14 protein-coding genes and 2 riboswitches are annotated in these 14,981 nt (G+C 71.5%); of the genes, 6 read left to right on the top strand and 8 right to left on the bottom strand.

Going from position 1 to position 14,981, the window contains the following annotated elements; translation table 11 throughout:
- The first annotated feature begins 265 nt into the window (after nucleotides 1-265).
- The gene (locus ACTIF1_RS10825) at nucleotides 266-646 is read left to right on the top strand and encodes a hypothetical protein (RefSeq protein WP_439596423.1); all 381 of its coding nucleotides are present in this window, start codon (nucleotides 266-268) and stop codon (nucleotides 644-646) included.
- Between the two features lie 44 nt (nucleotides 647-690).
- Here ACTIF1_RS10825 and ACTIF1_RS10820 read toward each other — a convergent pair whose 3' ends face one another.
- From ACTIF1_RS10820 to ACTIF1_RS10800, 5 genes are all read right to left on the bottom strand, one after another.
- Nucleotides 691-1,263 carry a hypothetical protein gene (locus tag ACTIF1_RS10820; protein WP_439596422.1) on the bottom strand — a complete coding sequence of 191 codons (573 nt, stop codon included), beginning with the start codon at nucleotides 1,261-1,263 and terminating at the stop codon, nucleotides 691-693.
- Nucleotides 1,260-2,435: a zinc-dependent alcohol dehydrogenase gene (locus tag ACTIF1_RS10815; RefSeq protein WP_439596421.1), complete on the bottom strand. Its 1,176-nt coding sequence runs from the start codon at nucleotides 2,433-2,435 to the stop codon at nucleotides 1,260-1,262. The genes ACTIF1_RS10820 and ACTIF1_RS10815 overlap by 4 nt, the downstream gene beginning before the upstream one ends.
- A gap of 90 nt (nucleotides 2,436-2,525) precedes the next feature.
- Nucleotides 2,526-3,803, bottom strand: coding sequence for an NAD(P)/FAD-dependent oxidoreductase (locus ACTIF1_RS10810; RefSeq protein WP_439596420.1), 1,278 nt, complete (start codon nucleotides 3,801-3,803; stop codon nucleotides 2,526-2,528).
- Nucleotides 3,800-4,111: a DUF2218 domain-containing protein gene (locus ACTIF1_RS10805; RefSeq protein ID WP_439596419.1), complete on the bottom strand. Its 312-nt coding sequence runs from the start codon at nucleotides 4,109-4,111 to the stop codon at nucleotides 3,800-3,802. Before ACTIF1_RS10805 ends, ACTIF1_RS10810 begins: the two co-directional genes overlap by 4 nt.
- 158 nt (nucleotides 4,112-4,269) lie before the next feature.
- Nucleotides 4,270-5,406 carry a M20 family metallopeptidase gene (locus tag ACTIF1_RS10800; protein ID WP_439596418.1) on the bottom strand — a complete coding sequence of 379 codons (1,137 nt, stop codon included), beginning with the start codon at nucleotides 5,404-5,406 and terminating at the stop codon, nucleotides 4,270-4,272.
- A 122-nt stretch (nucleotides 5,407-5,528) separates the two neighbouring features.
- Nucleotides 5,529-5,638, top strand: a riboswitch (glycine riboswitch).
- Nucleotides 5,639-5,650: 12 nt separating this feature from the next.
- A riboswitch (glycine riboswitch) is annotated at nucleotides 5,651-5,759 on the top strand.
- Between the two features lie 47 nt (nucleotides 5,760-5,806).
- Between ACTIF1_RS10800 and gcvT the strand changes: the two genes are divergently transcribed.
- The 5 genes from gcvT to ACTIF1_RS10775 all read left to right on the top strand — a co-directional run bounded on the left by gcvT (nucleotide 5,807) and on the right by ACTIF1_RS10775 (nucleotide 11,770).
- Nucleotides 5,807-6,907 (top strand): glycine cleavage system aminomethyltransferase GcvT, encoded by a 1,101-nt coding sequence (gcvT, locus tag ACTIF1_RS10795; RefSeq protein ID WP_439596417.1) that lies wholly within the window; start codon nucleotides 5,807-5,809, stop codon nucleotides 6,905-6,907.
- Nucleotides 6,908-6,921: 14 nt separating this feature from the next.
- Nucleotides 6,922-7,299, top strand: coding sequence for a glycine cleavage system protein GcvH (gene gcvH / locus ACTIF1_RS10790; RefSeq protein ID WP_439596416.1), 378 nt, complete (start codon nucleotides 6,922-6,924; stop codon nucleotides 7,297-7,299).
- Nucleotides 7,296-10,202, top strand: coding sequence for an aminomethyl-transferring glycine dehydrogenase (gcvP, locus tag ACTIF1_RS10785; protein WP_439596415.1), 2,907 nt, complete (start codon nucleotides 7,296-7,298; stop codon nucleotides 10,200-10,202). Before gcvH ends, gcvP begins: the two co-directional genes overlap by 4 nt.
- Nucleotides 10,203-10,688, top strand: coding sequence for a CinA family protein (locus ACTIF1_RS10780; protein WP_439596414.1), 486 nt, complete (start codon nucleotides 10,203-10,205; stop codon nucleotides 10,686-10,688). It begins immediately after the preceding gene.
- A 68-nt stretch (nucleotides 10,689-10,756) separates the two neighbouring features.
- Nucleotides 10,757-11,770: an alpha/beta fold hydrolase gene (locus ACTIF1_RS10775; RefSeq protein WP_439596413.1), complete on the top strand. Its 1,014-nt coding sequence runs from the start codon at nucleotides 10,757-10,759 to the stop codon at nucleotides 11,768-11,770.
- Between the two features lie 15 nt (nucleotides 11,771-11,785).
- Here the strand turns inward: ACTIF1_RS10775 and lpxK are convergent, their stop codons facing one another.
- The 3 genes from lpxK to ACTIF1_RS10760 form a co-directional block, all read right to left on the bottom strand.
- Entirely contained in the window at nucleotides 11,786-12,772 is a 987-nt protein-coding gene (lpxK, locus tag ACTIF1_RS10770) for a tetraacyldisaccharide 4'-kinase (protein WP_439596412.1), read from the bottom strand.
- Between the two features lie 133 nt (nucleotides 12,773-12,905).
- A complete protein-coding gene (locus tag ACTIF1_RS10765; RefSeq protein WP_439596411.1) occupies nucleotides 12,906-14,264 on the bottom strand; it encodes a 3-deoxy-D-manno-octulosonic acid transferase in 1,359 nt (452 codons plus the stop codon).
- Nucleotides 14,261-14,956, bottom strand: coding sequence for a lysophospholipid acyltransferase family protein (locus ACTIF1_RS10760; RefSeq protein ID WP_439596410.1), 696 nt, complete (start codon nucleotides 14,954-14,956; stop codon nucleotides 14,261-14,263). Before ACTIF1_RS10760 ends, ACTIF1_RS10765 begins: the two co-directional genes overlap by 4 nt.
- Nucleotides 14,957-14,981 lie beyond the last annotated feature (25 nt).

Raw genomic sequence — 14,981 nt, 5'->3', positions numbered from 1 at the left:
CCGCCGCCGCCGTGCCGCTGCGATCCCAACAGGGGCGGGCGCCGGGCGTTCCTTGCGGGCGCGCAGCGTCCGGACGCTTTCGGCAGGCGATGAGGCCGCGCGGCCTTCCGCCAGGGCCATCGCACAAGCTATTGATGCGCCAGCCGGTTTGGCACCGCGCCGGTTTGCCGCGCGAAATCGCGCGGCAGGCCGCGGCACCAGCGCCGCCGCCCGGCGTTGCTGCCACAGGTGCCGGATGCCGGCGGCCATGCCAGAGGAGGGGACGATGTCGGACAGCAGCGAGCCACAGGCCAATGCCGCCTTGACCGTGGCGGTGACGCCGATGCGCCGGACCGCGGAGGGCATGTGGGAGACCTCGGAACGCGCGGGCGCGCAATTCTTCCTGGTCGAGCTGGTCCAGGATGGCGGGGAGGATGCGGAGGTCGTGGTGGAATGCCGCGACGAGCGCAGCGCGGCGCTGGCCGCGCGCGTGGTGGCGGCCACCGTCGCCGCGCTCGGCCTGGCGGAACCCTCGGAGGGCAGCGAGGTGGTGGCCGCCTTCGACGACGACACCGCCGCGATCCTAGCCGACAATCCGACGCCGGAGGTGGAGGCGCCGGCCGGCAACTGGATCGACGAGGAGGAGGAGGGGCCGGCGCTGCAATAGCGCGCGGCAGGCGGCCGGGTCCCCCGCGGGCCCGGCCGCCGGCCTCAGACCGGCTTCGGCGCCGATCGGAAATCGGCCGGCACCACGAAGTCGCTGGCGGCGCCGCGTGCCCGGGCGAGACCCTGGGGGAAGCCGCTGCGATCGCCACGATGCGGCGTGACGCCGCGCGGCGCGGGGGGCGCCAGCTCTCGCCCATGCCGGGCCTTCAGCGCCTGGGTGCCCAGGATGTCCAGCATGGTCACGCCTGCCACCATGGCCAGCGCCAGGATCACATTGTCCCGCTTCGGATTGCCGGGCCGCAGCGCCGTCAGCAGCGTGGCCACATCCACCGCATCGCCCAGAACGCGCGACTGCAGGCCCAGAGACCGGTCGACCGAGAGCGAGAGCACGCCGCTCGCCACCTCCCGCGCGCCATAGGCCCGCACCAGGCCCTCCTGCCCCTGCATGCCGAGGCTGCGCGTCACCTGCCTCGGTGCCAGCAGCTGCACCAGGCCAAGCCCGATGCTGAACCAGCCGAGCGCGCGGCCCAACTTGTCAGCCGCGCCGAGCGAGCCGCGGCCGCTGCGTAGGATGCGCGGATCGCCGGCCTGGCGTGTCCTGTTCGCGATGCGGTTCATGGCTTCAGCACCACCTTGATGCAGCCGTCCTGCTTGTTGCGGAAGATGTTGTACATCTCCGGCCCTTCCTCCAGCCCGACGCTATGGGTGATGACGAAGGAGGGATCGAGCTGGCCTTCCGCGATCCGTCGCAGCAGGTCGTCCGTCCAGCGGCGCACATGCGTCTGGCCGGTGCGGATGGTCAGGCCCTTGTTCATCACCAGGCCGAAGGGCAGCTTGTCCACCAGCCCCGAATAGACGCCGGGGATGGACAGGATTCCGGCCGGGCGGCAGACATAGATCATCTCCCGCAGCACATGCGGCCGGTCATTCTCCAGCATCACCACCTGCTTGGCGCGATCCAGCAGCGTATCCGGCTGCGCCAGGCTGACATGGCTTTCGAGCCCCACGGCATCGATGCATTTCTGCGGCCCCTTGCCGCCGGTCAGCTCGTTCAGCCGATCGATGACGCTCTCTTCCTCGAAGTTGATGGTGATGGCGCCGCCGGCGGCGGCCATGCCGAGGCGTTCCGGCAGCCGGTCGATGGCGATCACCTGGCGCGCACCCAGAAGCACGGCGGAGCGAATGGCCATCTGCCCGACCGGGCCGCAGCCCCAGATCGCCACCGTATCCTCCGGCTCGATGTCGCAGGCGACGGCGGCCTGCCAGCCGGTGGGCAGGATGTCGGACAGGAACAGCACCTGCTCATCCGTCAGCCCGTCCGGCACCTTGATATGCGTCTGGTCGGCGAAGGGCACGCGCAGATATTCCGCCTGCCCGCCGGGATAGCTGCCGGTCAGCGCGCTATAGCCGAAGAGGCCGGCGCCGGCATGGCCGAAGACCTTGTCGGCCATCTCCTTGTTCCGGTTGGTGGTCTCGCAGACCGAGAAATTGCCGCGCCGGCACTGCTCGCAGCTGCCGCAGCTGATGGTGAAGGGCACCACGATGCGGTCACCCTTCTTCAGCGCGCCCTTCGCGGCGGAGCCCACCTCCACCACCTCGCCCATCGTCTCATGGCCCATGATGTCGCCGGGGCTCATGGCGGGGATCAGGTTGTGGAACAGGTGCAGGTCGGAGCCGCAGATGGCGCAGGCGGTGACCTTGATGATGGCGTCGCGCGGATCCTCGATGGTGGGATCGCTCACCGTGTCGCAGCGTATATCTTCCTTGCCGTGCCAGACCAGCGCGCGCATGGGAGTCTCCCCTGTGGTGTCAGGGTCTCAACTGCCCTCGCCTGCCGCGGGTTTGGTGAGGCGCCGGTCACGCTGCCGCCATCGGGCCTTTCAGGCCGCATCGGGCTTGCGCCGCGCCGGACCAGTGATCAGCCGCGCGCCACGCTGGAAGGTCAGGTAGCTCCAGAGCCATTGGAAGGAGACGACGACGCGGCTGCGGAAGCCCACCAGGAAATACACATGGGCAATGCCCCAGAACCACCAGCCGATCAGCCCGGTGAGCTTCAGCCGGCCGAGCGCCACCACCGCCGAACGCCGCCCGATGGTCGCCAGCTCACCCTGGTGCCGATAGCGGAACGCCGCCATCGCGGTGCGGCCCGCGGCGCGCGCGGCCAGCAGGCGGCCGACGAAACGCCCCATCTGCTTGGCCGCCGGCGCGGTACCCGGCACCGGCGTGCCATCCGCGTCCTTCGCCTGCACCAGGTCGCCCACCGCAAAAACCTCCGGCATCCCCGGCAGCGAGAGGTCCGGCCCGACCTGCAGCCGCCCGGCCCGGCCGGGCTCCACACCGAGCCATTCCGCGGCCGGGGAGGCGACGACGCCGGCGGCCCAGACCAGGGTGGAGGCGGGGATGTGTTCCTCCCCGCAGGTGACGCCGGTTTCGTCGCAGCGCGTGACCTTGCGGCCGGTCAGCACCTGCACGCCCTTCGCCTCCAGCGAGCGTCGCGCAGTCTCGCCGAGATCCTCGGGGAAGGTCGACAGCACGCGATCGCCGGCCTCCAGCAGGATGATGCGCGCCATCTCCGGCTTGATGCGGCGGAATTCGCGTGACATCGCATCCCTTGCCAGCTCCGCCATGGCGCCGGCCAGCTCCACACCGGTGGGGCCGGCGCCGATCACGACGAAGGTCAGCAGGCGCTGGCGCTCCGCCGCGCTCATGGTGAGCTCGGCCTGCTCGAAGGCGATCAGCAGGCGACGGCGGATGGCGGTGGCATCGTCCAGGGTCTTCAGCCCGGGCGCGAAGGCGGCCCATTCGTCATGGCCGAAATAGGAATGGGTGGCGCCGGTGGCGACCACCAGCGCGTCATAGGGCAGGCGCATGCCATCCGCGGTCCGCACCTGGCGCGCCGCAGTGTCGATGCCCGCCACCTCCGCCATCAGCACGGAAAGGTTGCGCTGGTGGCGGAAGATGTTGCGGATGGGCCAGGCGATATCGCCCGGGGAAAGCGCCGCCGTCGCCACCTGATAGAGCAGCGGCTGAAACAGGTGGTGGTTGTGGCGATCGACCAGCGTGACCTCCACCGGCGCCTGGCGCAGCGCGCGCGCCGCCTCCATGCCGCCGAAGCCGGCGCCGAGGATGACCACGCGGAAGGCGGGGGACGCCATCATGCAGGGTGCCAGGCGACCTGCATCTCCTCGCGAAAGGCGAAGCGGAGCAGGTGGCGGGCGACCACATCCTGCAATTGCGCCAGCTTCTCGGCATCCGCCGCGGTCACCTCCATCCACAGCACGCCGTCCCGCGCCTCCAGCCTGCAATCGCCGAGCGGGAAGGGGATGTGGCCGGTGGTGGCGTCGAAGGTCGCGGGCAGCTTGTGCTGGAAGTGCTTGCAGAGCTGCTGCAGGTAGCGGCCAGCCTGCGGCGTCGGCACCTCCGCCACGGCGCGGAGCAGGGTGGGATCGGCGGAGGCGGTGGACATGGCGGGCAACCTTCGTGTGGTGGGCGATCGATGTCCCTGGGATATCGCGGCCGCCGATCCGGGCGCCAAGCGCGCGTCACAATTTGGCATCGTTGCGGTTCGGCATGAGTCGGGCCACCGCCTTCATGCCAAGGTGTCGCGCCGCAGGCGGTTGCGCACTACAGCGCGGGCAGCGGCGTCTCGAAGAGCCGCACGAAAAGCCGCGTGCGCGGCACCAGGCAACCGATCTCGATATGCTCGCCGAAGCTGTGCGGGCCGCCGCCGACCACGCCGAGGCCGTCCAGCGTCGGCACGCCCAGCGCGCCGGTGAAATTGCCGTCCGAACCGCCGCCGGCGATGCGTTCCCCGGCCACCGGAAACGCCCCATCCGCCGCCAGCACCTTCGCATGGTCATACAGCGCCTGGATGGCGGGCGACTTGCCGAAGGGCGGGCGGGACAGGCCGGCTGTCACCTCCAGCACCACATCCGGGTCCTGCGGGCGCAGCGCAGACAGCGCCTCATGCAGCTCCCGCGCCTCCGCCGCCGTCGGCACCAGCGCGTAGCAGATGGCGCGGCATTCGGCGGGCACCATGTTCTCATGCGTGCCGCCGGAGATGGTGCCGATATTCACATAGAAGTTGCGCGGATAATCCGTCAGCCCCTCGATCGCCAGCACCTGGCGCGCCATCTCGCGGATCGCGCTGCGCCCTTCCGCATGGGTGGCGCCGGCATGGGCGGGTCGGCCGATGGTGCGCAGGTGGTAGCGCGCAATGCCGTGGCGGCCGACGGTGAGCTTGCCGCCCTCGCCGGAGGGTTCGGGCACCAGCACGGCCGCATGGCGCCGCGCCTCCGCCTCGATGGCGGGGCGGGAGGAGGGGCTTCCTGCCTCCTCGTCCGGGATCATCATGAAGCTGACCGGCAGCAGCGGGCGGCGTCCCTGGGCGTGCAGATGCTCCAGCGCCGCCAGCGCCATGGCATTGCCGCCCTTCATGTCATAGATGCCCGGGCCATAGGCGCGGCCGCCTTCCACCCGGAAGGGCAGCGCACCGGCGAGCGTGCCCACCGGATGGACCGTGTCGATATGGCCGAGCAGCAGCAGGCCGGGGCCGTGTTGTTGACCTTCGACTCGGCCGACCAGGATATCGCCAAAGCCGTCGCGGCCGGGGATGCGTTCGATGGTGGCGCCGATGGCCCGCAGCCTGGCCTCCACATGGTCCGCCATGCGGTTCACCGCGGACACATCCTGGGTCGGGCTTTCGATCTCGACCCAGCCGCGCAGAGCGGCGAGCAGGCCCTCTGCGGTTAATTCCTGCATCCTTCGGCATCCCCCTGCCCGTTTCGCCGGCAGCAGACCACCGGGTGAGCCGCGGCGGAAGCCGGGCAGGACGGAAAGCGCCGTTGCGCGGCGCCCGCGCCTCGGGCATACCCGCCCCTCCCGTGGACCGCGCGGGAGAGAGTGGCGAGGCACCCGGACCGGGCGCCGGAACCACCGCCGAAGGCGCAACCGGCCCCCGGAAACGCTCAGGCAGAAGGGCCGCGCGGGCAGGGGCCGAAAGGCCCGGCGGGACTCTGGAAAGCTCGCCCTTCGAACGGGGGGCGGCACCGACGGAGTAAGGCGGCGCCGGGAGGCGGGCCGAATCTCTCAGGTCACCGGACAGAGGGGGGTCACGGAACACCCGGCGCCATTCCGGCGATGGGGAGCCTTTGGGGGCACCGTGGCCGATACCGAATTGCTCGAGACACCCTTGGCAGGCCTGCACCGCGAATTGGGCGGGCGCATGGTGCCCTTCGCCGGCTATGCCATGCCGGTGCAGTACCCGGCCGGAATCATGGCGGAGCATCTGCACACGCGGGCCAGCGCCGGGCTCTTCGACGTCTCCCATATGGGCCAGGCGGAGCTGGTGGGCGAAGGCGCGGCCGCGGCGCTGGAAAAGCTGACACCGGCGGATGTGCAGATCCTGAAGCCCGGCCGGCAGCGCTATGGCGTGCTGATGACGGAGACGGGCGGCATCCTGGACGACTTCATGGTGGCCAATCGCGGCGACCGGCTGTTCCTGGTGCTCAACGCGTCGCGCAAGCATCTGGATATCCCGGCCATCGAGGCGGTGCTGCCCGCCGGCGTCACGCTGCGGCCGCTGCCCGACCGGGCGCTGATCGCGCTGCAGGGGCCGGGCGCCGTGCCCGCGCTGGCAACGTTGGCGCCCGGTATCGCCGCCATGAAGTTCATGGATTTTGCCGAGCATGAGATTGCCGGCGTCGTCTGCCTGGTCAGCCGCAGCGGCTATACCGGGGAGGATGGGGTGGAGATCTCCATCCCGGCCGAGCAGGCCGAAGCCGTGGCGAAGGCTCTGCTGGCGCTGCCGGGCGTGATGCCGGCGGGGCTCGGCGCGCGCGATTCGCTGCGGCTGGAGGCGGGGCTCTGCCTCTACGGCAACGACCTGGACGAGACGACCAGCCCGGTGGAAGCCAACCTGGTCTGGACCATGGGCAAGCGCCGCCGCACCGCCTGGGATTTCCGCGGGGCGGAGCGCTGCCGCGAGGAGCTGGACAATGGGCCGAAGCGCTTGCGCATCGGCATGCAGCCGGAGGGGCGCCAGCCCGCCCGCGGCCATACGCCGGTGCAGGTTTCGGGCGAGGTCGTCGGCGAAATCACCTCCGGCGGCTTCGGTCCCTCCGTCAATGCGCCGGTCGCCATGGGCTATGTCGCGCGCGGCGCGGCGGCCGATGGCACCGCGCTCGACCTGATGGTGCGCGGCAAGGCCCTGCCCGCCCGCGTCGCGCCCCTGCCCTTCGCCCCCCACCGCTACGCTCGCTGAAAAGGATTCGCACCATGGCCGAACTGCGTTTCACCAAGGATCATGAATGGGTGCGGCTGGAGGGTGACGTCGCCACCATCGGCATCACCGACCACGCCCAGAACGCGCTGGGCGACGTGGTCTTCGTCGACCTGCCGGAAGCCGGCCGCGAGGTGACCGAGGGCGAGGCCTGCGCCGTGGTGGAGAGCGTGAAGGCAGCCTCCGACGTCTATGCGCCCGTCGCCGGCAAGGTGGTGGAGACCAATGCGGCGCTGGTGGAGAATCCGGCGCTGATCAACAGCGCCCCGACCGGCGAGGGCTGGTTCTTCAAGATCGGCGGCGTGGACGCCGCCGCCGTCGCCGCGCTGATGGACGAGGCCGCCTACGCCGCCTTCGTGGACGAGCTCGCATGAACGCCATCGCCCAGCTCACCGCGCTCGAGGACAAGGGCGAATTCGCGCGCCGCCATATCGGGCCTTCGGAGTCCGAGATCGCGGCCATGCTGAAGGTGGTCGGCGCCGAGAGCCTGGAGGCGCTGGCCGCGCGCACCGTGCCCGCCGATATCCGCAGCAACGCGCACCTGCCGCTGCCCCCCGCCGCGACCGAGGCCGAGGCGATCGCGGAGCTGCGCGCGCTCGCCGGCAAGAACCGCGCCGACATCAAGTCGCTGATCGGCATCGGCTACCACGGCACGCTGACGCCGCCGGTGATTCTTCGGAATGTGCTGGAGAATCCGGGCTGGTACACGGCCTATACGCCTTACCAGGCGGAGCTCGCCCAGGGCCGTCTGGAAGCGCTGCTGAACTTCCAGACCATGGTGACGGACCTCGCGGGCCTGCCGGTCGCCAATGCCTCGCTGCTGGATGAGGCGACGGCGGCGGCCGAGGCGATGGCGCTGGCGCATGCCGCGACGCGCGGCAAGTCCGACACGCTGGTGATTGCCTCCGACGTGCATCCGCAGACCCGCGCCGTGGTGGCGGGCCGCGCGGAGCCCCTCGGCTTCCGGGTGCTGATCGCGAAGCCCTCCGAGATCATCGCGACCTGCACGGCGCAAAAACCCTTCGCGCTGCTGCTTCAGTATCCCGGCACGACGGGCGAGGTGCGCGACCTGACGCGCGAGATCGCGGCGGTGCATGGCGCCGGCGGCCTCGCCATCGTCGCCGCCGATCCGCTGTCGCTGGTGCTGCTGAAGCCGCCGGGCGAGATGGGCGCCGATGTCGTCGTCGGCTCCACCCAGCGTTTTGGCGTGCCGATGGGTTATGGCGGGCCGCATGCCGGCTATATGGCGGTGAAGGATGCGCATAAGCGGCTGATGCCGGGTCGCCTCGTCGGCGTCTCGCTCGATGCCGCGGGCCAGCCCGCCATGCGCCTCGCCCTGCAGACGCGCGAACAGCACATCCGGCGCGAGAAGGCGACGAGCAATATCTGCACCGCGCAGGTGCTGCTGGCGGTGATGGCCAGCATGTATGCCGTGTGGCACGGGCCTGAGGGCCTGACCCGCATTGCCCAGCGCGTCGCCCTGCAGGCGCGGCTGCTGGCGGGCGCCGCGAAGCGCGCCGGCTTCGCCCTGCGCCACCGCGACATCTTCGATACCATCTGCATCGAGGCCGGCGGCAAGGCGGAGGCGCTGATCGCCGGCGCCCTGAAGCGCGGCTTCAACCTTGCGCGCCATGAAGGCGGCGGCGTCGGCATCGCGCTCGATGAGACGGTAACTCGGAAAGATCTGCTGGCGCTGCTGGATGCGATCGCGGAGGCCGCGGGCCAGGCCGCGCCGCAGCTCGACGGCATCGATCCGGAGGGCGGCATCCCCGCCTCCCTCACCCGCAGCAGCGCCTTCCTGACGGCCGAGGTGTTCCGCAGCCATCACGCGGAACACGCGATGCTGCGCTACCTGAAGAAGCTGGAGGACAAGGACGTCGCGCTGAACCGCAGCATGATCCCGCTGGGGTCCTGCACGATGAAGCTGAACGCGACGGCCGAGATGATCCCCGTCACTTTCCCGGGTTTCGGGAATATCCACCCCTTCGCGCCGGTGGACCAGGCGACCGGCTATATCGAGATGATCCGGCGTCTCGAATCCTGGCTCTGCGCCGTCACCGGCTTCGCCGCCGTGTCGCTGCAGCCGAATGCGGGCAGTGCGGGCGAATATGCCGGGCTGCTGGCGATCCGCGGCTGGCATCGCGCGCGCGGCGACCTTGCGCGGGATATCTGTCTGATCCCGAGCAGCGCGCATGGCACCAACCCGGCCTCTGCCGTGATGGCCGGCATGAAGGTTGTCGTGGTCGGCTGCGATCGCGACGGCAATGTCGATCTCGCCGATCTGCACGCCAAGGCGGAGCAGTATGCGGATCGCCTTGCCGCGCTGATGGTGACCTACCCCTCCACGCATGGCGTCTTCGAGGAGGCCATCCGGGAGATCTGCGCGCTGATCCATGCCAAGGGCGGCCAGGTCTATATGGACGGCGCCAATATGAATGCGCAGGTCGGGCTCACCTCGCCCGCCGCCATCGGCGCCGATGTGTGTCACCTCAACCTGCACAAGACCTTCTGCATTCCGCATGGCGGCGGCGGGCCGGGCGTCGGCCCGATCGGCGTCGCGGCGCATCTGGCACCCTATCTGCCGGCGCATCCGATGCTGGCGGAAGCAGGGCCGCAGTCGACCAGCCATGGGCCGGTCGCGGCGGCGCCCTTCGGCAGCGCCTCCATCCTGCCGATCTCCTATGCCTATATCCGCATGATGGGGCCGGAAGGCCTGAAGCGCGCGACGCAGGTGGCCATCCTCAACGCCAACTACATGGCGGTGAAGCTCGGGGAGCATTTCCCGGTGCTGTATCGCGGGCGCCAGGGCATGGTGGCCCACGAGTGCATCCTGGATTGCCGCGGCTTCCAGCAGAATGGCGGCGCCTCGGTCGAGGATATCGCCAAGCGCCTGCAGGATTACGGCTTCCACGCGCCGACCATGTCCTGGCCGGTGACGGGCACGCTGATGGTGGAGCCGACCGAGTCGGAGACGATGGGCGAGCTGGATCGCTTCATCGCGGCCATGGTCTCGATCCGCGGCGAGATCCGCGCCATCGAACAGGGCCGCATGGACCGTGCCGACAATCCGCTGAAGAACGCGCCCCACACAGCCGCCGAGGTGATGGCCAGCGACTGGTCGCACCCCTACACCCGCGAACAGGCCGCCTTCCCCCTGCCCTATGTGGCGCGCCAAAAGTATTGGCCGCCGGTGAAGCGGGTGGACAATGTGCATGGCGACCGCAACCTGGTCTGCACCTGCGCGCCGCTCGAGGCCTATGCCCAGGCGGCGGAATAGGTGGAAGCGCTCTTCGCCAAGGGCGAGGCTGTGGGCGCGCTGTTGAAGGCGCGCCGCGAAACGGTGGCGGTGGCCGAGAGCTCCGCCGGCGGGCTGGTCTCGGCCAGCCTGCTCGCGGTGCCGGGCGCCAGCGCCTATTTCCTGGGTGGCGCGGTGGTCTACACGGCCATCGCGCGGGAACAGCTTCTGGGCATCACCGCCACCGACATGGCGGGAATGCGCTCCTCCTCCGAACCCTATGCGCTGCTGCTGGCGCGCAGCCTGCGGTCGCGCTTCGGCACGAGCTGGGGCATCGCGGAAACCGGCGCCGCCGGCCCCTCCGGCAATCGCTACGGCGATGCGGCGGGGCATAGTTGCCTCGCCGTCAGCGGGCCGGCGGAGGCGGTGATGACGCTGGAGACCGGGCATGGCGACCGCGCCGCCAACATGCAGGCTTTCGGCGCGGCGTTGCTCGACCTGTTCGAAAAGACATTGGCCGCCCGATAGGCAGCACGACGTCCTGCGATATAGAATTGTCTCCAGGCCGGGCGCTGGTCCCGGCAGGGGGAAATGTCATGACCAAATGGGGTGCCGCGCTGCTCGCGGCCTGTCTCGGCCTGGGCGGCGCCGCCCAGGCGCAGCCGATCGCGCTGGAGCGCTTCGGCTCCTTCCATGTCGGCGGCCGCCAGGTGGAACTCTCCGACCGGCCGGTGCGCGAATACCTGCCGACCGTCGGCAGCGCGCCGCTGCGCATCGACCCGAACGGCATCCATACGGTGGGGCAGATGTATGCCCGCTTCATGGTGCCGAGCCCCCAGCGCGGCGCGGCACCGCTGATGCTCTGGCACGGCGCCTATCTCACCGGCGTCACCTGGGAAACCACGCCGGATGGCCGGCCGGGCTGGGACGAATTCTTCCTGCGCCGCGGCTGGGCCACCTATGTGACGGATGCGGCGGAACGCGGCCGCAGCGGCGCCGCCATGGTGCCCGAGATCTACGCCCCGCCGCTGCACCTGCCGGCCCAGAATCCCTGGGAGCGCTTTCGCATCGGCACCGGCGCAGGGTCCTACGCCACTCGCTCCGTGCTGCCGGGCAACCAGTTCCCGACCGACCACTACGAAGCCTTTATGCGCCAGGCGGTGGCCCGCTACCTCGGCACCGATGACGATGTGATCGCCGCCTATATCGCGCTGCTGGAGCGTGTCGGACCCTCGGTGGTCATCGCTCATAGCCAGGGCGGCGCCTTCGCCTGGCAGGTGGCGCAGCGCCGTCCGGACCTGTTCCGCGCCCTGGTCCTGATCGAGCCCGCCGGCACCGGCGTGGTGGCGGAGGCGGCGAAGCTGAAGGACGTGCCGCAGCTGCTGGTCTATGGCGACTATGTCGAGCAGGACCCGCGCTGGTCCGTCATCCGCCGCAACGCCCGCGCCTTCGCCGCCGCCATCACGGCCGCCGGCGGCGCGGTGGAGGATGTGGACCTGCCGAGCCGCGGCATTCCCGGCAACAGCCACATGCTGATGATGGACCGCAACAGCGACCAGGTGGCGGCGCTGGTGCAGGATTGGCTGGCCGCGAAGGGGCTTTGGCGGTAGCGCGCAGCGCGGCTTTCAGGCCGGGATCGGCACCCGGCCTGCGATCGGGTCCAGCAGGCTTTCGATCTGCGCCGATTCCGCCCATTCCAGCCCCACCGTCACCACGGTGACGCGGGACCGGAACTGGGCGGGGATGCGGACGAAATCCTTCTTGGTGGTCACCAGCAGGGCGCGTGCCGCATCCGCCTGGGCCAGCAGCTCCTGGATCTCCTCGGCATCGTATTGGTAGTGGTCGCCAAAAGCCTCCCGCCCCGCCAGCACGGCCCCGGCTTCCTGCAGCGTGGCGAAGAACTTGCGCGGATTGGCAATGCCGCAGAAGGCATAGACCGGCTGGCCACGCAGCACCTCGGCCTCGGGCCCCGGCACCAGCCGGGCGCGCAGCACGCGCAGGCCGGGCGGCAGCAGCTCCAGCGCACCGGTCTCATCCTCGCCGATCAGCACCGCGGCCTGGCAGCGCGCGGCGGCGGCGGCCACCGGCTCCCGCAACGGGCCGGCGGGGATGATGCGGCCATTGCCGAAGCCGAAGCCGCCATCGATCACCAGCAGCGAGAGGTCCTTGGCCAGGCCCGGATTCTGCAGCCCGTCATCCATCACGATGACCTGAGCATTGCCGGCGACCGCCGCCTTGGCGCCGGCGGCACGGTCGGCGGAGACCCAGGTGGGGCGCACCTCGGCCAGCAGCAGGGCCTCATCGCCCACCATGGTGCTGTCATGCGTGGCGGGGTCCACCCGCATCGGGCCGCGCACCGTGCCGCCATAGCCGCGCAGCATGAAATGCGCCGCGACGCCGCGATCCGCCAGCCGCCGGCCGATATCCATGGCGACGGTGGTCTTGCCGGCGCCGCCGGCGGTGGCATTGCCGCAGCAGATCACCGGGACGGGCGCCTGCCAGCCGGGCTGCGCCATGCGCCGCGCGGTCGCCTGCGCATAGAGCGCGGAGAAGGGGGCCAGCAGCAGGGGCACAACCCCGCCACCGCCCGCCCAGAAGGCGGGTGCTCGCATCAGGCCTCGACCATCATGTTCCGTTCAACAACCTTGTGCCGCAGCGCCAGCCCGGGGCGCCGCAGCGGGATCAGACCGAAGTCGCCGCAGCGGCCTCGAAGCGGGAACCGCCCCCGCCGGGCCGGTCCCCATCCTAGCTAGGCTCCCGGCCACCCTGGCCGGATGCGGTCGCCGAAGTGACAGGCTCCCCCCTGTCGGGCAGCAGGTCCAGCAGCGCCGCGGCCACCAGTCCCGGCAGGCCGGCCTGGCCTTCCGCCACCTGCGCGGCAGCAGCGGCCATGGCCTGGCGCCGGGGAGCATCGGATAGCATGGCCGCCACCTGCTCCGCCAGCGCCCCGGCCTGGGGCGCCACCCGCAGCGCCCCGCCGGCGGCCAGCAGCCGCGCCACCGCTTCCTCGAAGTTGAAGGTATGCGGGCCGAGCAGGATGGGGCAGCCCAGCCGCGCCGCCTCCAGCGGGTTCTGGCCGCCATGCGGCACCAGGCTGCCGCCGATCAGCGCGACGCCGGCCAGGCGGTAGAACAGGCCCAGCTCCCCCAGCGTATCCGCGACATAGGCCGCCACCGCCGGCCCCGGCGCGCCGCCCGCGCTGCGCTGCGCCACGGCCAGGCCCAGCTTCGCCGCCTGCTCCGCCACCGCCGCGCCGCGATCCGGGTGGCGCGGCACCAGCACGGTCAGCAGCTCGGGCCAGGCCGGGGCCAGCAGCGCATGGGCGGCGAGCGCCAGCGCCTCCTCCCCCGCATGGGTGGAGGCGGCGAGGAAGATGGGCCGGTCGCCGAGCAGCGCCCTCAGCCGATCCAGCGCCGCCGCATCCACCGGCAGGGGCGGGGCGGAGGCCTTGAGGTCGCCCCAGCACTGCGCCTCCGGCGCGCCCAATTGCCGCAGCCGCGCCGCATCGGCCTCCGACCGCGCCAGCACCAGCCGGAAGCCGCCGAGCAGCCCGCCCACCGTGCGCGGCAGGCGGCGCCAGCGGGCGAAGGAGCGCGGGCTGATCCGGGCATTGACCAGCGCCATGGGCAGGCCGCGCGCGCGGGCGGCCTGCAGCAGGTTGGGCCAGAGCTCGCTTTCCACCAGCGCCCCCGCATCCGGCCGCCAGTCCTCCAGGAAGCGGGCCACGAAGGCGGGCACGTCCAGCGGCAGGAATCGATGCGCGATTCGCGGGAAGCCGGATTCGCCGGGGCGCGTCAGCTCCGCCGGCAGGCGCCGCATCAGCGAGACGGCGCCGGTCACGGTGCCGGTGGTCACCAGCAGGTGCAGCGCGGGGTGGCGCGCCACCAGCGCCTCCAGCACCGGAAGGGCGGAGAGCGCCTCGCCGACGCTGGCGGCATGCAGCCAGAGCAGCGGGCCGGGCGGGCGGCGGGCGCCGCCGCCGCGGCGTTCCTCCAGCCGGGTGGCGATTTCCTTGCCCCGCCGCGCCCGGCGCGCCAGGTGCCAGGGCAGCAGCGGCACGGCGAGCAGGGTGGCGAGGCGCCAGGCCAGCGTCGGCAGCGTCATGCCAGCCGCTCCGGCACATCGCAGAGGCGATCGGCCTCGTCGCAGGCGGCGCTCAACGCGGCCTCGATCCCGGGCAGGGCGGCCTCCGCCCCCTCCCGCGCCACCGCGATCGGCGCGCCGCAGACCACCACGCCGCGGCCGAAGGGCAGCGGGAACATCATGCGGTCCCAGGACCCCAGCCGCCGCTGCACCGTGGTGGCGGCGCCCACCGGCACCACCGGCGCGCCGGAGACGGCGGCGATCTGCCCCACGCCGGGCGCGGCCTTGCGGCGCGGGCCGCGCGGGCCGTCCGGCGTGATCACCACCGGATGGCCGCGGCGCAGCGCCCGCAGCAGCGCCGCCATGGCCCCCGCCCCGCCACGGCGGGAGGAGCCATAGATCATGTCCACGTCGAAGCGCGCCACCGCGGCGCCGATGAAGCGGCCATCCCGATGCTGGCTGACCAGCACCTGCGGCCGCACCCGCGCCGCCGCCGGCTCCCGCGCCCGGGCCAGGCGGACCAGGGCGGGCATCAGCGGCAGGCGTTCATGCCAGAAGGCGAGGATCAGCGGCTGGCCGGCGGCCACCAGGGCCAGGGTGGGACCGGCGCCCTGCAATTCCCAGCGCGTGGTCCGCACCACCAGCCACAGATACAGCCCGACCACCCGCGCCAGGCCCCCCTGGACCGCCGGATGCCGGATCAGCTTGCGCATCACTTGCGCATCAGGGGCGGAGGTG

The sequence above is a fragment of the Falsiroseomonas sp. genome (assembly GCF_051860665.1).
GTDB lineage: Bacteria > Pseudomonadota > Alphaproteobacteria > Acetobacterales > Acetobacteraceae > Falsiroseomonas.
This window is presented reverse-complemented; position numbering and strand designations above follow the sequence as displayed.

Bases quoted from the DNA above. Each gene is read 5' to 3' on its own strand.
- ACTIF1_RS10825 (WP_439596423.1), top strand. From the start codon at position 266: ATGTCGGACAGCAGCGAGCCACAGGCCAATGCCGCCTTGACCGTGGCG.
- ACTIF1_RS10820 (WP_439596422.1), bottom strand. From the start codon at position 1,263: ATGAACCGCATCGCGAACAGGACACGCCAGGCCGGCGATCCGCGCATC.
- ACTIF1_RS10815 (WP_439596421.1), bottom strand. From the start codon at position 2,435: ATGCGCGCGCTGGTCTGGCACGGCAAGGAAGATATACGCTGCGACACG.
- ACTIF1_RS10810 (WP_439596420.1), bottom strand. From the start codon at position 3,803: ATGATGGCGTCCCCCGCCTTCCGCGTGGTCATCCTCGGCGCCGGCTTC.
- ACTIF1_RS10805 (WP_439596419.1), bottom strand. From the start codon at position 4,111: ATGTCCACCGCCTCCGCCGATCCCACCCTGCTCCGCGCCGTGGCGGAG.
- ACTIF1_RS10800 (WP_439596418.1), bottom strand. From the start codon at position 5,406: ATGCAGGAATTAACCGCAGAGGGCCTGCTCGCCGCTCTGCGCGGCTGG.
- gcvH (WP_439596416.1), top strand. From the start codon at position 6,922: ATGGCCGAACTGCGTTTCACCAAGGATCATGAATGGGTGCGGCTGGAG.
- gcvP (WP_439596415.1), top strand. From the start codon at position 7,296: ATGAACGCCATCGCCCAGCTCACCGCGCTCGAGGACAAGGGCGAATTC.
- ACTIF1_RS10775 (WP_439596413.1), top strand. From the start codon at position 10,757: ATGACCAAATGGGGTGCCGCGCTGCTCGCGGCCTGTCTCGGCCTGGGC.
- lpxK (WP_439596412.1), bottom strand. From the start codon at position 12,772: ATGCGAGCACCCGCCTTCTGGGCGGGCGGTGGCGGGGTTGTGCCCCTG.
- ACTIF1_RS10765 (WP_439596411.1), bottom strand. From the start codon at position 14,264: ATGACGCTGCCGACGCTGGCCTGGCGCCTCGCCACCCTGCTCGCCGTG.
- ACTIF1_RS10760 (WP_439596410.1), bottom strand. From the start codon at position 14,956: ATGCGCAAGCTGATCCGGCATCCGGCGGTCCAGGGGGGCCTGGCGCGG.